This is a genomic window from Actinomyces sp. ICM58 (assembly GCF_000283035.1).
Classification (GTDB): Bacteria; Actinomycetota; Actinomycetes; order Actinomycetales; family Actinomycetaceae; genus Pauljensenia.
Map to the genome: position 1 here is coordinate 1 of NZ_ALIY01000109.1, position 15,743 is coordinate 15,743.

A 15,743-nucleotide genomic window follows, 5' to 3' on the forward strand; every position below is an offset into this window, starting at 1 on the left:
AAAAACGCTATGGCCCGCTGTCAAAGCGATGCTGCACTCGGTGTACGACCAACCCGACGCCGCATCGGTCAACGCTCAATACGACCGGCTCTTGGACTACGTCCACGACAAGCTCCCCACCGTGTGTGATCACCTCGATCAAGCCAGGGCAGACGTCCTCGCGTTCGCGTCCTTCCCCACCGGGGTATGGACCCAGATCTGGTCCAACAACCCCAATGAGCGCCTCAACCGCGAAATCCGCCGACGCACCGACTCCGTGGGAATCTTCCCCAACCGCCAGGCCATCATCCGCCTGGTCGGAGCCGTCCTAGCCGAACAAAACGACGAATGGGCCGAAGGCCGACGCTACCTCAGCCTCGACATCCTCACCAAATCACGACTCACACCCCAACCCACCCAACAGGAGGAACCCCCACTCCAACTCAGCGCATAACCCACTCCGAAGGACACAAAACGATTACACCACTCCACAGGACTTGACCCAGCCGTAGTGTCCGTGCCACTCCGAGTAGGGCGCGTCGTACCCCAAACCCATGTTCAATTAAATTCCAATCCAGAGAGGTCTTGCACTGTTGCGGTGCGGTTGTCTTCTTTCTCACCGTATTGGACCCTGCGAAATTAATTGGATACGATAGGCCCATGTTGATTTCAGGTTCCGTTTTCATGCGGCCGCTCACCAGCCGCTAAGGCGGTTTTCTCCCTCCCGCAGGTTAGAAACCGCTCCGGTCCTTTAGCCGGGCGGCCATTTGCCATGCCCGGCTCCGTTTCAACTCCACGGAGCACACCTAATGTCTACATACGGATACGGCCGTCACGAACATGGCCAAAATTTTCTCACAGACCACAAGATCATCAACTCCATCGTCGATCTTGTAAAACAAACCTCCGGCCCCATCATTGAGATCGGGCCAGGAAGCGGTGCCCTCACTCACCCGATATCCCACTTGGGGAGGGCAATAACGGCAGTTGAGGTAGACGCAAAACTAGCTGCCAAACTCACAAAAAAGACCGCCTCGGCGTCGGTCGAAGTGGTCCATGATGATTTCCTCAACTTCCCGTTACCCGCCACTCCCTGCGTCATTGTGGGAAACATTCCCTTTCACCTCACCACTGCCATTCTTCGAAAGTTGTTGCATGCGCCGGCATGGACTGCCGCTGTACTCCTCATGCAGTGGGAAGTCGCTCGCCGCCGGGCCGGGGTAGGTGCAAGCACGATGATGACAGCTCAGTGGTCCCCATGGTTCACGTTTCACCTTGGTTCCCGAGTACCAAGGTCTGCTTTCCGGCCACAGCCAAACGTTGACGGGGGGATCTTAGTGATCCGCCGGGTGGGTGACCCGAAGATCCCGATAGAGCAACGCAAAGCCTTTCAGGCGATGGTGCACACCGTTTTCACCGCCCGGGGACGCGGGATAGGGGAAATTCTCCGAAGGGCAGGGTTGTTTTCATCACGTTCAGAGACACAATCATGGTTGCGCTCGCGAGGAATCGACCCCGCAACCCTACCTCCCAGATTGCACACCAGCGACTGGATCGATCTCTTCCAGGTGACTGGTTCCTCTTCACCGCGCCATCGGCCCATTTCACAATCGGGAAGTAGTCAACGCCCTCCTCAACGGAAAAATCGAGGCCGGCGGCGGTAATCCCCCCACCACCAAAACCGAAATCCACCAGTAGTAGTGAACGACCCATGTTCGTCTACCGTGAGCCGCGTTATGGCAGTGACGTGTTCTCGTCGGGCACAGTCATAGTTCCCGGCGTTGCCAGCGACAGGGTTCTACACCCAGCAGCGGGACCGATCAAAATCACCCGCACGGGGAACGACCCTGCTGGTGGTTTCGATTTTGATGAAAGCGAGGAGACATAGCCCCTCGCCAACTCCCCGTAGCTGGCGAACAGTAGCTCCTGGCGCTGGCGCTCGTTGGTGAGTTTGCGTGCCACATCGAAAGCCTTATCGACTTCCAGGTCCAAGTTGTTGTGAGCCTTGAGCAGAATTGGGTCCATCGATAACGGGTTGTAGTGCTCCGCGAGTGACCGCTGGGGGTGCCGCTCGCGTGCCCGCAGCACCAACTGTCCAGCGTCGATGATTCGCTGCTGCGCCTTCTCATCTAGTTCACACAGAGCTGGTCCGCAGTTGTAGCTCCCGATGTACTCCGAAAAACGGAAAAAATAAATAGTGGGGATACATCAACCTTCCACTTTCCATTCTTCCGGCTCAGAGTATTGAGGGGTCTGGGACCGGGTCCGTAAACCCTTTATGTTTTTCGCGCACAGCGGTTTTTAGCGACGCACCCTATAGGTTTTCCGCAGAACCTATATGTGTTTCTGTGCACCCCCATATGTTGTCTGTTTCTAGCGGTATTTCGTTGTACTTTGCGCATCGAATAGTTATTTATCGACGACACTCCGTGGAGTTCCGCTTCAACGTCTGAGTTTTCTTCTACGAGGCAGTGGCCGGGTCGCGCGAGGGCGTGGCCCGGCTTTGCTGTTGGGAGCTTTCGGGGCGTTAGCGTTCAGGTTGAACTCAGCCCCGGCCTCGTGAATATGGTCGCATGGTGCACATAAACGTGGGGCAGGGTCTCATTCGCCCTGCCCCACGCCTCATGCGCCTGTTCCCGTTCCTGTGATTGCCGGCGACGGCTGGCCTGTGACGGCCTTCGATACTGACGTCGAACTCACCGAGCGCGCCAGGCGGACGAGAACGTCGAGCTGCTTGGGAGGCGTTCCCAGAGACGTAGCCACGTCCTCGTTCAATAGCTTCCGGAGCTCGGTCACGATCCACTCGACCTCGCAGTCTGGTGCGACGCTCGTGTCCGCCTGAACCCAGAGCTTGCTCGGAGAACCGGTAACGAAGACGGTACAGCGCTCGACACCGGGAAGGTCCTGAACGCGCTCGGAGAGGGCTTGCGACAGGACATCGGGGGAGAGAGTAGCCGCCAGATCGCCATCGGAGCCGCTGAGCCTGAGCGGAGAATTCGCAGGCCTGCGCGGCACCTGCATGAGAAGCAGGAACAAGCCGACCATGAAGGTGATGACAGACATCAGAACGCCGAGCGGTAGAAGCCAGTGGGCCCGGGGTGAGAGTAATGCTCCGATCTCGTCCTGCGCCGCTGCAAGGTAAGCAGCGATGCTGGGTACCGAGTGGCCGGCGTCAAGGCCGGAGGCAAGGAACCAGGCGGCTGCGCAGACGATCAACAAGCCGAAGAAGGCCAGGAAAACTCTGTTAAGAGCGGCAGAAACTGAACGCATAAGTGGCTCTCTTTCAGCTCACGCGCTTGACGCGGACGCGACCGTGAGTGATACCCACGGGCCGGAAAATCTCCAGCGCCACGGTGGTCTTCTTGGACGCTGCTTCGCGCACTGCGTCTAAATCATCCGCGTCGCTGAAGACGACCACGTCGACTCGCGACCTGCGCACGGTGGCGGAAGCGGATCGAATTGCGGCGATCTGTTCGACGTGCCTCTTCACGAGGGTTGCCAGGTCGGAGCGACTAAGCGCCGTCTGCCCGGGGATAACGTCGGGCAGAAAAGCGAGGTGCTTGGGACGGCCAGGCCACAGTGCTGCGATCAGGAGGAAGAGACCAAAGGCGGCGGCGACTCCGGCTGCGACAAGCACAGCGATGGAACCGAGGGATGCCGCGCCAACCGCGTCAAGCGTGGTTACGGCGCGCTGTGGCCAGACCCCCTTGAGGAAGCGGTACGCCGTCAGCCATGTGCCGAGGCCTCCCACAATGAGGAGCAGCAACGCCAACAGGGTGGCAGGTGCGCTCCGGGTCGGGCGATAAACGATTGCCGGTACGGGTGTTCTCATCTCAGGGGCTTCCTGACGCGATTGCTCGGGTTGAGCCAGGATATGTCGATGGTTATCTTGCCAACGTTCATCCCGCACAGCTTCTCAACGCGACCGCTCACGTGCGCACGCAGGTCCTCGAGAGTGGAGGACAAGGGGGTGGGGAAGACGAGGCCGAGGTCCAGATGGAGGATCGCGCGCTGCCCATAGAGTTGGCACGTAGCCTCGGGACGAGACCCGAAGTTTCGGCGGGAGCCAATCCCGAGGACTCCACCTGCGTTCGAGCCGACAGCGGCAAATTCAAACGCGGCTTGAGCGGCGATTCGGGCGACGACATTGGCCGGAATAGTCGTGGTGCCGCGCTGCGTCAAGGAGGATTCCTTCTCGCGCGACGGCTTCGACTGCGTGACTGCGGAGTCAGGCGCGGCCACGCTCGTCACCTCTTTCGCCAATCGAGGATACGTTGGACATCGACCCGGCCCTCCAGATAGAGGCCCACTACCCATCCGACGACGCCGCACAGGGCAACGAGGACGAAGCTGGCGAAGGAACCGAACGCGAGAACGGCTCCCATGAACAGGCCCACCAGGAGAGCCAGGTGCGTTGTCTTCATGAGAATTCCTCAGATCCAGGCGTCGAGGTCGACTACTTCAGATCGGTTGAGTCGGAGGTGTTTGTTTCCTCCTCGGGCAGGTGGACGTCGGTGACGTCGATGTTGACCTCGACGACCTCCAGGCCGGTGGTTCCTTCGATCTGGTCGATGATGTTGCTGCGAATGTCGTTGCAGACGTTGATGATGGAGTAGCCGTACTCGACGACGACAGTGACATCAATGGCGGTCTGGGTTTCGCCCTTGTGTACGGTGATGCCGCCGGTGACGTTGGTCTGGGTGGTGGTGATGCGGTCAGTTACGGCGCTGAAGGCGCGGCGCACGGCGTTGCCCATGCCGTACACGCCGGGCACCTGGCGGGCGGCCATGCCGGCGATCTTAGCGACGACGTTTTCCTCGATGGTGGTCGTGCCGTGGTCGGTCTGGAGGGGACCCTCGGGGGTCTTGTCCTGGTCAACGTTCTCGTTGTTGTCGCTCATGTGAGCCTCTTTCATTGAATCGAAGGTGGGGGCCGTGTAGTAAGGCGCGGCTAAGCAACGGATTAGTGAAGTATCGTCACAGACACTGCGACAGGTGTGCCCTGCCCGTCGCCCTGTATTGCTCCCCGAGACCATTCTTGCGCAAGGTGATGGGTACAGTCGGTTGAAAAAGCGCTGAGATCTCTATTAATGGGATACGTCACTAAGGTTTGATACATGGTGATACGAGGTGACGGGAGTGTCCGTGGCGACGAGGCCGTGGCCGGGTCGCGCGAGGGCGTGGCCCGGCTTCGCTGTGGTCGGTGCTCGAGTAGAGGAGTGCATCATTAGTTGAATCAAATGATGACGCTCGTGATGCTATTCTGAATGTGGAGGTAGCCTTGAGAACCACTGTGACACTCGATGATGACCTGCTTGCGCGCGCCGAGGAACTGACCGGGATTAGAGAACGATCCGCTCTAATCAGGAATGCGGTTGAGCTTCTCGTTCGCATTGAGAGCGGTCGGCAGCTCGCCGCGCTCGGCGGCAGCGATTCGGCGGCGGAGGCTGCGCCTCGGAGTCGGCAGCGCGCATGAGAGTCCTCGTTGACACGAACATCTGGATCGATCACCTGCGGAAAACTGAGCCGGTTCTGGTCGATCTGCTTGAGCGCGACCAGGTGTGCGTACACCAGAGTGTCATCACTGAGCTCGCGTTGGGGAACCTCAAGAATCGGTCGTTCTTTCTGAAAATGCTTGAGCGCTTGATGATCGTGCGCAACGTCGGCGATCAGGGGGTCCGGCACCTCGTCGAGGAGCGGCGGCTGTGGGGTAGAGGACTCAGTGCGGTCGACGTGGCACTCCTGGCAAGTGCTGTCGTAACCCCTGGTGTCTCGCTGTGGACGCGCGATAAGCGCCTACGTCAGGCCGCACGTGACGTGGGCGTGTTGGCGAACCTTGACTGAGGAGTGCGCACTGACGAGGCCGTGGCCGGGTCGCGCGAGCGTGGCCCGGCTTTGGCGTTGAGCGAGTGCGAGCGTGAAGCGTGTCGCTTATCACTCAATGATAGTGTGTCACCGTGACGACGGATAGCCGGTACTTATGGCCGCGCTTGGCAAGGAGGCGACAATGCAGGCATCTGCTCTCGGGGATGACGGCGTGCAGACCGTGCGCTATTGGCTCTTCGCGCCGGGACACCGCGCATCCGAGTGGGACGACTTTTACGCGCGCGGCATCATGGGCCTCGCCTGGGGGGAGCTAGGCGACCTGAGGGCGTACGCCAGCAGGTCGGACCTGGAACGCCAGCTGCTTCAGACATCCCCTGGCCCGGGCAGGCCAACGAACGACGTTCTTGCCCTGTGGCAGTTCGCGAACGAGATGAAGCCGGGCGACGTCATCGTTGCGAAACGAGGCATCAAAGAGATCATCGGGCGAGGCGTTGTCACAGGCGACTACGTCTACGATGCGGACGCCGAGCACTACCGGAACGTCCGCGGGGTCCGCTGGACCCACAAGGGAAACTGGAGCCTCGACAAGCCGTGGTCGGTGAGGAAGACCCTCACTGAGATCACCGACTACACCGACCGACTGGCTCAATTGAAGGCTTTTTTCGAGGAAGAGGACGGCGCGCTCGACGGTGAGGAAATGCCGGTGCCCTTGACCGAGTATTCCGTCGAGAAGTTTCTCGAAGAGGTCTACATGGACCGCGAGCAATACGACGCGATCGTTGGCCTGTTGAGAACAAAGAAAAACATCATCATGCAGGGCGCGCCCGGAGTGGGTAAGACCTTTGCCGCCAAGCGCCTGGCCTACTCGATGATGGGTGTCAAGGACACCTCGCGCGTCAAGCTGGTCCAGTTTCACCAGAGCTACTCCTACGAGGACTTCATCGAAGGGTACCGCCCCTCCGGTGCGGGGTTTGAGCTGGTTAAGGGAGTGTTCTACTCCTTCTGTAGGAAGGCCGCCGACGATCAGGATAATGACTACTTCTTCATCATCGACGAGATCAACCGCGGCAACCTCTCCACGATCTTCGGCGAGCTGTTCATGCTCATCGAGAGCGATAAACGTGGGCCGGAGTACAAGCTCCAACTCCTCTACTCCCACGAACTGTTCTGCGTGCCGGCAAACGTCCACATTATCGGCATGATGAACACGGCGGACCGTAGCCTCGCGATGCTCGACTACGCGCTGCGCCGCCGCTTTGCCTTCGTGGAACTGCGCCCCGCCTTCGACTCCGACGGCTTCCGTGAGTACTGCTCCGGCCTCGACAATTCGAGGTTCGAGGCCCTGGTGAGCGAGGTGGTGTCGCTGAACAAGGTGATCGCCGAGGACGAGTCCCTCGGTGATGGCTTCTGCATCGGGCACAGCTACTTCTGCAACATGAAACCTGAGAACTGCACCGACGCGACCCTGGCCTCGATCGTGGAGTACGAGCTCATCCCGATGCTCAAGGAGTACTGGTTCGACGAACCCGGCAAGGTCTGCGAGTGGGCCGACAGGCTGCGTAGGCCGCTGCGGTGATCCGCGTCCGCAACCTCTTCCACATGCTCGCCTACGCCTTCTCGGCGCTCACCGAGCAGGGCTACCGTTCCGTGGCCACGGAAGACTTCGATAACGCGGCCGAGCTGTGCGCCGCGATCCTCGAACGGGGCGTGTCCCTGCAACTCAAACGAGGCCTCGGGCAGGAATACGTCAGCCGAACCGAGGCGCGCTCCTCCCTGCGCGGCACAATCAAGGTCACCGAATCCGTGAAATCGCAGGCGATTTGGCGCCGCCAGCTGGTGTGCTCCTACGACGAGTTCAGCGTTGACACGACGATGAACCGCGTCATTAGGGCGACGGTCGCGCTGCTCGTGCGCTCGGACATCTCACGGGCACGCAAGAAGAGCCTGAAGAAGCTCATGGTGTACTTCGCGAACGTGCGCGAGATCGACCTGCACACGGTCAACTGGAACATGCGCTACGACCGCAACAACCGCACCTACCGCATGCTGATGGCGGTGTGCTGGCTCGTCGTCAAAGGACTGCTTCAAACCCAGAGCGACGGCAGCGTGCGCATGATGGATTTCTTCGACGAGCAGCGCATGAGCCGCCTGTATGAGAAATTCATCCTCGAGTACTACCGCAGGGAACACCCACGGCTGCGTGCCAGTGCCTCGTTCGTCGAGTGGGCGCTCGACGATGGCATGTCGGATGGCCTGCCCGCCATGCGCAGTGACATTACGCTGAGCGCTCGCGGCCGCGTGCTCATCATCGACGCGAAGTACTACAAGTCCACGATGCAGAGCAACTTCGACAAGAAGACCGTGCACTCGGGAAACCTCTATCAGATCTTCGCGTACGTGAAGAACAAGCAGGCGGTGCTGGAGCGCGCGGGGGAAAGCGTCGAGGTGTCGGGCATGCTCCTGTACGCCGCGACCGACGAGGAGGTGCAGCCCGACGTCACGTATCGCATGAGCGGCAACCAGATCGGCGTGAGGACGCTCGACCTGGACCGGCCTTTTGAGGAGATCCGCGCACAGTTGGACGGCATCGCTGACATGCTCACGTCCCCGTCAGCTTTGGCGTCGTGAGGTAGACTTCAATGGATGCTCTCTTGCTGGCATGCCAGCGGGCGGGACGTCCTCATTTTTCGTTGTAATAGCAGTAGTCGCAGGCGCAGGGGAGTAAGACGGTCATGGCAAACGAGGCATCGCGCGCGGCGGCATCCACCACCGCCCGGATCGTGTGGGACACGGCTGACAAGTACCTGCGTAACGTCGTCGAACCCCAGGAGTACGGCGACTACATCCTGCCGTTCACGGTCCTGCGCCGCCTTGAATGCCTGTTGGAGGACACGAAGGACGATGTCATCGAGTTCGTCAAGGCGCAGGGCGACATGCCCTCGTACCTGATCGATATTGCCGTCAGCAATCGTTTCGGCTTGAGCTTCTTCAACACCTCCCCGTTCAACCTGGCGCGTATCGCGTCGGTGGATGACAACGTGGATAGGGCGCTGCTCAGCTACGTCAACGGTTTCTCGCACAACATCGCGGACATCTGGACCGCGTTCGAGTTCCCCAAGCTGGTCGCCAAGCTCAGCGCGGCGAATCGCCTGCTGGAGGTGGTTAAGCACTTTTCGACGCTGTCGCTGGGGTCCACGAGCGTTGAGGATTCGACGATGGGCGACATTTTCGAGGACGTTATGTACCGGGCCTTCGACAAGAAGGGGAAGGCCGCGGGCGCGTTCTACACGCCGCGTGACGCGATCAAGCTGATGGTCGACGTGCTTTTCGCCGCGGACGCCGAGTCGCTAGCGGGGGAGGACGTGCTGCGCTCGATTTACGATCCGACGGCGGGTTCGGGCGGCATGCTGCTGGTCGCCCAGGAGGCGCTGCGGGAACTGAACCCGGGCGTCAAGGTCACGGTCTACGGCCAGGAGATGATGGATTCCGCCTACGCGCTGGGTAAGGCCGACCTGCTCATTCAGGGTGGGCGCCCGGATGCGATCCTGAAGGGGGATACGCTCCTGGAGGACCTGCACGCGGATAAGACCTTCGACTACGTCCTGTCTAATCCGCCGTTTGGCGGGGACTGGGAGGTGGAGCAGGCGTCGGTGAAGGAGCAGGCGCAGGTGCCGGGGTCCCGTTTCAGTCACGGGCTGCCGAGCAAGTCGGACGGGCAGATGCTGTTCCTGTGCCATTGCGCGTCGAAGTTGAGCCCGTCGGGTGGGCGCGCGGCCGTGGTGTCGAACGCGTCGCCGCTGTTTAACTCGGATACGGGTCCGAATTCGATCCGCCAGTGGCTCTTCGATGAGGATTTGATCGACGCGATTATTGCGCTGCCGACGCAAATGTTCTATGGCACGGGTATCGCGACATACGTGTGGATCCTGGATAACGATAAGCCGCTGAAGCGTCGCGGAAAGATTCAGCTGCTCGATGCGTCGGGCTTGTGGGAGCCGATGCGCAAGGGGATGGGCGATAAGCGGCGCGAGATGAGCGAGGCGAACCGCGAGGCCGTGGTCCACGCCTACCAGCGTTTCGAGGATTCGGAGATTTCGCGGATCCTGACGCCGCAGGATTTCATGTTCCGGGACGTGCCCGTGTTCAAGCAGGCGCGGTTGGCGGCGCGCTTTTCGGACGAGGCCGTGGACGCGTTGCGCTCTCGCCGCGACTTCAGCGAGGCCTTGGTTCGCGTTCTGCGAGGCCTGGATGGCGCCGAGTGGAACGAGCTGCCGGAACTGATACGGGCTGGCGCGAAGGCCGAGGGCATCAAGGCGCCGGTGGGGCTCATCGACGCCGTCATGAAGGCGATGGCCGTCCCGGACGAGAACGCGCCCCTGGCGGTGGACCGCAAGGGGGCTCCCGTCCTGGCGGACGGGTGGAAGATCGTGGAGCGCGTGCCGGCGAGCCAGGACTTGGACGAACACATGGCCGCCGAGGTTCTCCCCTTCGCTCCCGGCGCCACGTGGGACGAGTCCAAAGCGAAGGACGGCAACGAGATCCCCTTCACGCGTATCTTCTACGTGCCCGAGGAGCCGCGCCCGCTGGCCGACATCGACGCGGACGTGCAGCGAATCATGGGCGAGCTGGCGCAGATCTTCCAGGAGGTTAGCAGGGGATGATCCTGACAGAATGGCTTGATGAGATACCCGATGATTGGGCGTGTGTGCCAGCGTGGTCGCTATTCTCTGAACGCGCCGATAAAGCTGAACCTGATGCTGTACATCTGACGCCCTCGCAGGCGTATGGGGTCCTACCTCAGACCGAATATATGGAGATTGCCGGTAGCCGCGTCGTCTTGAATCTTACTGGCGCAGACAAGATGAAAGCGGTGTATGAAGGTGATTTCATTTCGCATCTCCGAAGCTTTCAAGGTGGGCTCGAGCAATCTTCGTTGCGCGGAAAAGTGAGTCAGGCGTACACTGTGCTTCGTCCCTCCCCACTCGTTCAGAGCGGGTATTTTCGTTACCTTATGAAGTCGCGCATTTTTATTGAGCAGTTAAATAATCTGACGGATCAGCTTCGCGACGGTCAGACAATTAATTATGCGCGTTTTGCTCGCATGGGCCTCCCCCTGCCGCCTCTTGAAAGCCAACGAATAATCGCGCAGTACCTTGATCATGAGACATATGAGATCGACGCGATGCTTGCCAAGCTCGATGTCTTGAACGAAGCGCTTAATTCGCGCAGAGCTTCCGTGGTTGAACGGGAAACTATTGCGCGGTCAGGAAGCTTGACGAGATTAAAGTTCTGCGCGGACATTTCTCTGGGAAAGACATTCCAAGGAGTGCGAAAGAGTGATCACGAAACATCAGTGAACTACATACGTGCCGCGTCTATTCAGCCCAGCTGCTTGGAGCTTGACGATCAGCGGATGTGGATGACCCGAGAGGAACAACGAAAGTATGATCTCAGAAAAGGTGATGTCCTCGTAGTAGAGGGTGGAGCTGGATTCGGGCGGAGTGCCCATCTTGCGCAGGATATGCCTGGCTGGGGGTTTCAGAACCATGTGATCCGTGTGAGGCCAGATCAGCACCACGATGGACGATTTCTTAATTATTGCGTGAAGGGACATTACTCCAGTGGATTAATTGGTCTTCTCGCAGACGGTGCCACAATCCCGGGTTTATCATCCGATAAAGCTAAGAATCTTCCTATTCCTGATATGTCGTTGGAGGAGCAACAGCGCATCGCCGACCACCTCGACGAGGTGACCGGTCGGATCGACGCCATGCTCGCCACGATCGACGAACTCAAGGCCCTCCTCGTCGAGCGCCGGGCCGCCCTCATCACCGACGTCGTCACCGGACGAAAGAAGGTCCCCGCATGAGCCACGATCAGCTCCTCGAATACGAATTCGAATCCACCATCTGCTCCGAACTGGGCGAGCGCGGCTGGCTCTACCAGGACGAAGGAGACACCCGCGCTGCGGGCTGGGACCTGCGCCTCGCCCTCGTCCCCGGCGACGTCCTCCACTGGCTGTCCACCCAGTACCCGGACGAATACGACAAGGCGATCCCCGCGGACCTCACGGACGGGCAGCGAGACAAAGCCGAGCGTGACCTCCTCGCCCACCTGACCAAGGAACTGAGTAAAGCGACCCGCATCGACACGGCAGGGAAACCCGTGGGAGGCCTCCTCGGCGTCCTGCGCACCGGCTTCACCTACGCCCAAGTCGGCCGCCCCGCCGCCAAGTTCGGCCCCATGATGGAATTCCCGCCCGCGAACCCCGAGCTGATCGAAGTCGCAGAAGCCTCGGACGCCGTGCGCCTGCGCGTCATGCGTCAAGTCCGCTTCGACGCCACCACCAACGAGTCCATCGACGTCGTCCTGTGCGCCAACGGCATCCCCGTCGTCACGATGGAACTCAAGACCGACAACACCCAGTCCGTTCACCACGCGATCCGCCAATACAAGGACGACCGCAAGCCCGGCGCAAACCGCCCCCTCCTGGCCCCCGGGCGCGCCCTCGTCCACTTCGCCGTCTCGAACGACCTCGTCTTCATGACCACCAAACTTGCCGGCGAAAACACCGTCTTCCTGCCCTTCAACCAGGGAAACAATGGGCACGAAGGCAACCCGCCCTCGGCGAGCGGATCCGCCACCAACTACCTGTGGCGCGACATCCTCGCCCGCCCCACCTTCATGCGCGTCCTCAAGGACTACGCGCTCTATGAGCCCGGCCGACGCGGAAAGAAAGACGACGGGCGCCTGGTCTTCCCGCGCTTCCACCAGCTGCGCGCCGTCGAACGCATCATCGGCGACATCGAAGCGACGGGGCCCGGCGGACGCTACCTGGTCTGGCACTCCGCGGGCTCCGGCAAAACCAAAACCATCGCCTGGCTCAGCCACCGCCTCATCCGCCACGTTGACTCCCAGGCGAACTCCACCTTCGACTCCGTCATCGTCGTCACCGACCGCACCGTCCTCGACGAAAACATCCGAGGCGACATGGGCCTCGTCCACTCCTCCAACGGACTGGTCGTCGCCGTCGGCGAAAAATCGGGCGCGAAATCCCCGCAGCTGAAGAAAGCCCTCATCGAAGGCGACCACATCATCACCTGCACGCTCCAGACCTTCCCCGAGGTCATGAAGCTCATCGAAGACACCTCCGAACTGCGCGGACGCAACTGGGCGGTCGTCGCCGACGAAGCCCACTCCTCCCAGTCCGGGTCCAGCGCGAGGGGTCTCAAAGCCCTCCTCGCCGACATCGATGTGGAAGACCCCGAGAACGTCAGCGCCGACGAACTGCTCGCCGCCAAGGACTCGGCCATCGCCGCCTCCAGCAACATCACCTTCATCGCGCTCACCGCCACGCCCAAGGCCAAGACCTTGCGCCTGTTCGGCACCCAGGACGAGGATGGCAACTGGAGGGCCTTCGACACCTACACGATGGCCCAAGCCATCGAAGAGGGCTTCATCCTCGATGTGCTCACCAACTACTCGACATACGACATGTTCCTGCGCGTCAAGAACGAGCTCGACAACTCCGAGGAAGAACCCCTGGTCGACACGGGCCACGCCGTCACCGCGATCGTGCAGTTCGCCCGCCTGCACCCCACCGCCATCGCGCAGAAAGTGCGGGTCGTCGTCGAACACTTCCAACGCAACGTCAAACCCCTGCTCACCGGCAACGCCCGCGCGATGGTCGTCACCAGCTCACGCCTCGAGGCCTACCGCTGGTTCGAGGCAATGAACTCCTACATCGACACGCAGGGCTACACCGACATTCGTCCCCTCGTCGCCTTCTCCGGATCCCTGGAATCCGACGACGGCGAAACCGTCACCGAGGCCTCGCTCAACGGGCGCGGCGACACGGCGCGAGCGTTCCGTGAGGAGGCCTACAAGGTCCTCATCGTCGCCAACAAGTTCCAGACCGGCTTCGACGAGCCGCGCCTCGTCGCCATGTACGTGGACAAGAAACTGTCCGGCATCGCCGCCGTGCAGACCCTTTCGCGCCTCAACCGCACCTACCCCGGTAAGACCGCGCCCATGGTCGTGGACTTCCAGAACACGCCGGCCAGCATCGAGGACGACTTCAAGATGTACTACTCGGACGCGCACGTGGCCGGGGAAGTCGACCCGAACTCGCTCATCACGATCGCCGAACGCCTGGACACTGCCGGCATCTACACGATGGTGGAGATGGAAGCGGTCGCCGACGCGTACCTGAGCGATGCCGGCGGCGAAGCCATCGCGCGGGCCCTGGGGCCCATCAAGGAGCGGTGGCAGGCCGCGTGGAAGCGCGCGCGCCTGAGCAAGGACAGCGAACTCAAGGATTCCCTGCGTAGCTTCCGCGCGGACACGATCAGCTACCGCAACGCCTGGCAGTTCCTCAGCCAAATCGTCGACTACCAGGACCCGGACCTGCACAAGCGCGCCATCGTGGCCACCCTCCTGTCGCGCAACCTGCACATGGACGGCAACCAGTACGACGACTCCTACCTCGAGGGCGTGCAGCTCTCCGGCGTGCAGCTCGTGCCCTCCGCCATCAACGAGGACCACTCCCTGAGCGAGGGCAGCGTCGAGCCGATGGTGCTTCCCGGCTTCGATGGCGAGTTCCGCGGCGGGCAGACTCCGACGAAGGGGCCCCTCGCGGAGGTCATCGACCGCGTCAACGACATGTTCCGGGCCAGGAACGTCGACGTGACCGAGGGCAGCGTCGCCGGATTCATCACCACTTTCTGGGGTTTCCTGGATGAGAACGAGGCCGCGCAGGCCATGGCGAAGAAGAACAGCCCGAGCCAGCTCAAAGCATCCGCTGACTTCAAGAACGCCGTCGGCGTCGCCATGGTTCGCACCTGCCAGGAAAACCAGGAGATTCAGTCGTACATGACGGATCAGTCCTTCCTGCAAAACATCGTCGAAATCACGGCAGATGCACTACAGGCTCACTACAGCCGCAGTGGCGAGAGCGCCGAGGCCTAGCCGGATGCCCGGTGTCCCCTCGCTCCGCGGGTCTTGAAGCGCCGCGGGGCCGGTGCCGCCGTCTCACCTTCCCGCAAGCTCCGGCTTCGTGAAGGCGCGGACCTGGGCGGCGTCCGGGTCGATGTCGGTGGCCGTCATGGGTTTCTTCGAGGCGGACTCGAGGGCGGTGACGGAACGCGCGCGGGACAGGAGGCGGGTCTCCATCGAGGACACGGCCTTGTTGTAGAAGTCGACGCTCTTCGCCAGGTTCTTGCCCAGGTTGTCCATGTGGCCGGCGACGACGCCGAGCCGCTCGTACAGGTCGCGGCCCAAGGCGATGACCTGGTCAGCCTGCTCGTTAATCGTCGTGCGCGCCCACGCCGTGGCGCATGTGCGAGCCACCGCCAGCAGGGTGACGGGGGAACACAGGGCCACGCCGCGCGCCATCGCATCGTCCAGGAGTGCGCCGTCCGAGCGCAGCGCGGCGCTCAGCGCAGCCTCCGACGGGACGAAGAGGATCACCAGCTCGGGCGAGGAACCGAGAGCGCGCGCGTAGTCGCGCGACGCGAGCACCTCCACGTGGGAACGCAAGGCCTTCGCGTGTGCTGCGAGCTCAGCGCGGCGCCGAGCCTCCGCATCCTCCCCGCTGTCCTCAATGCTGCAGGCCCGCAGGTACGCGTCCATCGGGGCCTTCGCGTCGAGGGCGAGGAACCCCTGGCCCGGCAGGTGAATCGTCACGTCGGGGCGCCCGCGGTCAGTCGATGCGCCGCCCGCGCCCAGGCCTCGTCCCTGAGTGAGAGAAGCGATCGAACGCTGCTCCGCGAAGTCGACGTGCGCCATCATGCCCGAGGCCTCCAGGATGCGGGCGAGCTCGACCTCGCCCCACGTGCCGCGCGCGCTGCGCGAGCGCAGGGCGCCCTCCAGTGAGGCGGTCGTGCGGGCCAGGTCCGCCTCACGCTGCGCGGCGTCGCGCAGCTGTTCGGCGAGGGCCCC

The 15,743-nt window shown here is 61.6% G+C and carries 16 protein-coding genes; 9 read left to right on the forward strand and 7 right to left on the reverse strand.

Annotated elements, in window-relative coordinates; all coding sequences use genetic code 11:
• Both HMPREF1138_RS05205 and erm read left to right on the forward strand, forming a co-directional pair.
• On the forward strand, nt 1-433 hold a 433-nt coding region (locus HMPREF1138_RS05205; protein ID WP_202898341.1), incomplete at its 5' end, for a transposase.
• Nucleotides 434-788: 355 nt separating this feature from the next.
• On the forward strand, nt 789-1,643 hold the full coding sequence (gene erm / locus HMPREF1138_RS10745; RefSeq protein ID WP_016456425.1) for a 23S ribosomal RNA methyltransferase Erm: 855 nt from the start codon (nt 789-791) through the stop codon (nt 1,641-1,643).
• Between the two features lie 70 nt (nt 1,644-1,713).
• Here erm and HMPREF1138_RS10750 read toward each other — a convergent pair whose 3' ends face one another.
• The 6 genes from HMPREF1138_RS10750 to HMPREF1138_RS05230 all read right to left on the reverse strand — a co-directional run bounded on the left by HMPREF1138_RS10750 (nt 1,714) and on the right by HMPREF1138_RS05230 (nt 4,879).
• A complete protein-coding gene (locus HMPREF1138_RS10750) occupies nt 1,714-2,184 on the reverse strand; it encodes a type IIL restriction-modification enzyme MmeI (protein WP_443110650.1) in 471 nt (156 codons plus the stop codon).
• A gap of 417 nt (nt 2,185-2,601) precedes the next feature.
• A complete protein-coding gene (locus HMPREF1138_RS05210) occupies nt 2,602-3,249 on the reverse strand; it encodes a hypothetical protein (RefSeq protein ID WP_039937013.1) in 648 nt (215 codons plus the stop codon).
• Nucleotides 3,250-3,262: 13 nt separating this feature from the next.
• On the reverse strand, nt 3,263-3,811 hold the full coding sequence (locus tag HMPREF1138_RS05215; RefSeq protein ID WP_039937016.1) for a DUF6286 domain-containing protein: 549 nt from the start codon (nt 3,809-3,811) through the stop codon (nt 3,263-3,265).
• Nucleotides 3,808-4,221, reverse strand: a complete 414-nt coding sequence (locus tag HMPREF1138_RS05220) for a hypothetical protein (protein ID WP_009057418.1) — start codon at nt 4,219-4,221, stop codon at nt 3,808-3,810. The genes HMPREF1138_RS05215 and HMPREF1138_RS05220 overlap by 4 nt, the downstream gene beginning before the upstream one ends.
• A 5-nt stretch (nt 4,222-4,226) precedes the next feature.
• Nucleotides 4,227-4,403 (reverse strand): hypothetical protein, encoded by a 177-nt coding sequence (locus HMPREF1138_RS11390; protein WP_009057414.1) that lies wholly within the window; start codon nt 4,401-4,403, stop codon nt 4,227-4,229.
• Between the two features lie 32 nt (nt 4,404-4,435).
• Nucleotides 4,436-4,879: an Asp23/Gls24 family envelope stress response protein gene (locus tag HMPREF1138_RS05230; protein ID WP_009057412.1), complete on the reverse strand. Its 444-nt coding sequence runs from the start codon at nt 4,877-4,879 to the stop codon at nt 4,436-4,438.
• Nucleotides 4,880-5,271: 392 nt separating this feature from the next.
• Here HMPREF1138_RS05230 and HMPREF1138_RS10755 point away from each other — a divergent pair, with 392 nt between their 5' ends.
• The 7 genes from HMPREF1138_RS10755 (at nt 5,272) to HMPREF1138_RS05260 (ending at nt 14,771) form a co-directional block, all read left to right on the forward strand.
• A complete protein-coding gene (locus HMPREF1138_RS10755) occupies nt 5,272-5,454 on the forward strand; it encodes a type II toxin-antitoxin system VapB family antitoxin (RefSeq protein WP_238318613.1) in 183 nt (60 codons plus the stop codon).
• The gene (locus HMPREF1138_RS05235; RefSeq protein WP_009057410.1) at nt 5,451-5,822 is read left to right on the forward strand and encodes a type II toxin-antitoxin system VapC family toxin; all 372 of its coding nucleotides are present in this window, start codon (nt 5,451-5,453) and stop codon (nt 5,820-5,822) included. The genes HMPREF1138_RS10755 and HMPREF1138_RS05235 overlap by 4 nt, the downstream gene beginning before the upstream one ends.
• Nucleotides 5,823-5,985: 163 nt before the next feature.
• Complete coding sequence (locus HMPREF1138_RS05240; protein ID WP_009057416.1) at nt 5,986-7,380, forward strand: AAA family ATPase; 1,395 nt, start codon at nt 5,986-5,988, stop codon at nt 7,378-7,380.
• Nucleotides 7,377-8,432, forward strand: coding sequence for a 5-methylcytosine-specific restriction endonuclease system specificity protein McrC (gene mcrC / locus HMPREF1138_RS05245; RefSeq protein ID WP_009057408.1), 1,056 nt, complete (start codon nt 7,377-7,379; stop codon nt 8,430-8,432). The genes HMPREF1138_RS05240 and mcrC overlap by 4 nt, the downstream gene beginning before the upstream one ends.
• A 104-nt stretch (nt 8,433-8,536) precedes the next feature.
• Nucleotides 8,537-10,465 carry a type I restriction-modification system subunit M gene (locus tag HMPREF1138_RS05250; RefSeq protein ID WP_009057424.1) on the forward strand — a complete coding sequence of 643 codons (1,929 nt, stop codon included), beginning with the start codon at nt 8,537-8,539 and terminating at the stop codon, nt 10,463-10,465.
• Entirely contained in the window at nt 10,462-11,673 is a 1,212-nt protein-coding gene (locus tag HMPREF1138_RS05255) for a restriction endonuclease subunit S (RefSeq protein ID WP_009057425.1), read from the forward strand. The genes HMPREF1138_RS05250 and HMPREF1138_RS05255 overlap by 4 nt, the downstream gene beginning before the upstream one ends.
• Nucleotides 11,670-14,771 carry a type I restriction endonuclease subunit R gene (locus HMPREF1138_RS05260; protein ID WP_009057405.1) on the forward strand — a complete coding sequence of 1,034 codons (3,102 nt, stop codon included), beginning with the start codon at nt 11,670-11,672 and terminating at the stop codon, nt 14,769-14,771. Before HMPREF1138_RS05255 ends, HMPREF1138_RS05260 begins: the two co-directional genes overlap by 4 nt.
• Before the next feature lie 63 nt (nt 14,772-14,834).
• Here the strand turns inward: HMPREF1138_RS05260 and HMPREF1138_RS05265 are convergent.
• A partial coding sequence (locus tag HMPREF1138_RS05265) for a DNA recombination protein RmuC (RefSeq protein WP_009057404.1) occupies nt 14,835-15,743 on the reverse strand: 909 nt, incomplete at its 5' end.

What these genes read in the sequence shown, in the direction of transcription:
- erm (WP_016456425.1), top strand. Translation starts at nt 789, where the DNA reads ATGTCTACATACGGATACGGCCGTCACGAACATGGCCAAAATTTTCTC.
- HMPREF1138_RS05260 (WP_009057405.1), top strand. Translation starts at nt 11,670, where the DNA reads ATGAGCCACGATCAGCTCCTCGAATACGAATTCGAATCCACCATCTGC.
- HMPREF1138_RS05255 (WP_009057425.1), top strand. Translation starts at nt 10,462, where the DNA reads ATGATCCTGACAGAATGGCTTGATGAGATACCCGATGATTGGGCGTGT.
- HMPREF1138_RS05240 (WP_009057416.1), top strand. Translation starts at nt 5,986, where the DNA reads ATGCAGGCATCTGCTCTCGGGGATGACGGCGTGCAGACCGTGCGCTAT.
- HMPREF1138_RS05210 (WP_039937013.1), bottom strand. Translation starts at nt 3,249, where the DNA reads ATGCGTTCAGTTTCTGCCGCTCTTAACAGAGTTTTCCTGGCCTTCTTC.
- HMPREF1138_RS05235 (WP_009057410.1), top strand. Translation starts at nt 5,451, where the DNA reads ATGAGAGTCCTCGTTGACACGAACATCTGGATCGATCACCTGCGGAAA.
- HMPREF1138_RS05250 (WP_009057424.1), top strand. Translation starts at nt 8,537, where the DNA reads ATGGCAAACGAGGCATCGCGCGCGGCGGCATCCACCACCGCCCGGATC.
- HMPREF1138_RS05215 (WP_039937016.1), bottom strand. Translation starts at nt 3,811, where the DNA reads ATGAGAACACCCGTACCGGCAATCGTTTATCGCCCGACCCGGAGCGCA.
- HMPREF1138_RS11390 (WP_009057414.1), bottom strand. Translation starts at nt 4,403, where the DNA reads ATGAAGACAACGCACCTGGCTCTCCTGGTGGGCCTGTTCATGGGAGCC.
- HMPREF1138_RS05230 (WP_009057412.1), bottom strand. Translation starts at nt 4,879, where the DNA reads ATGAGCGACAACAACGAGAACGTTGACCAGGACAAGACCCCCGAGGGT.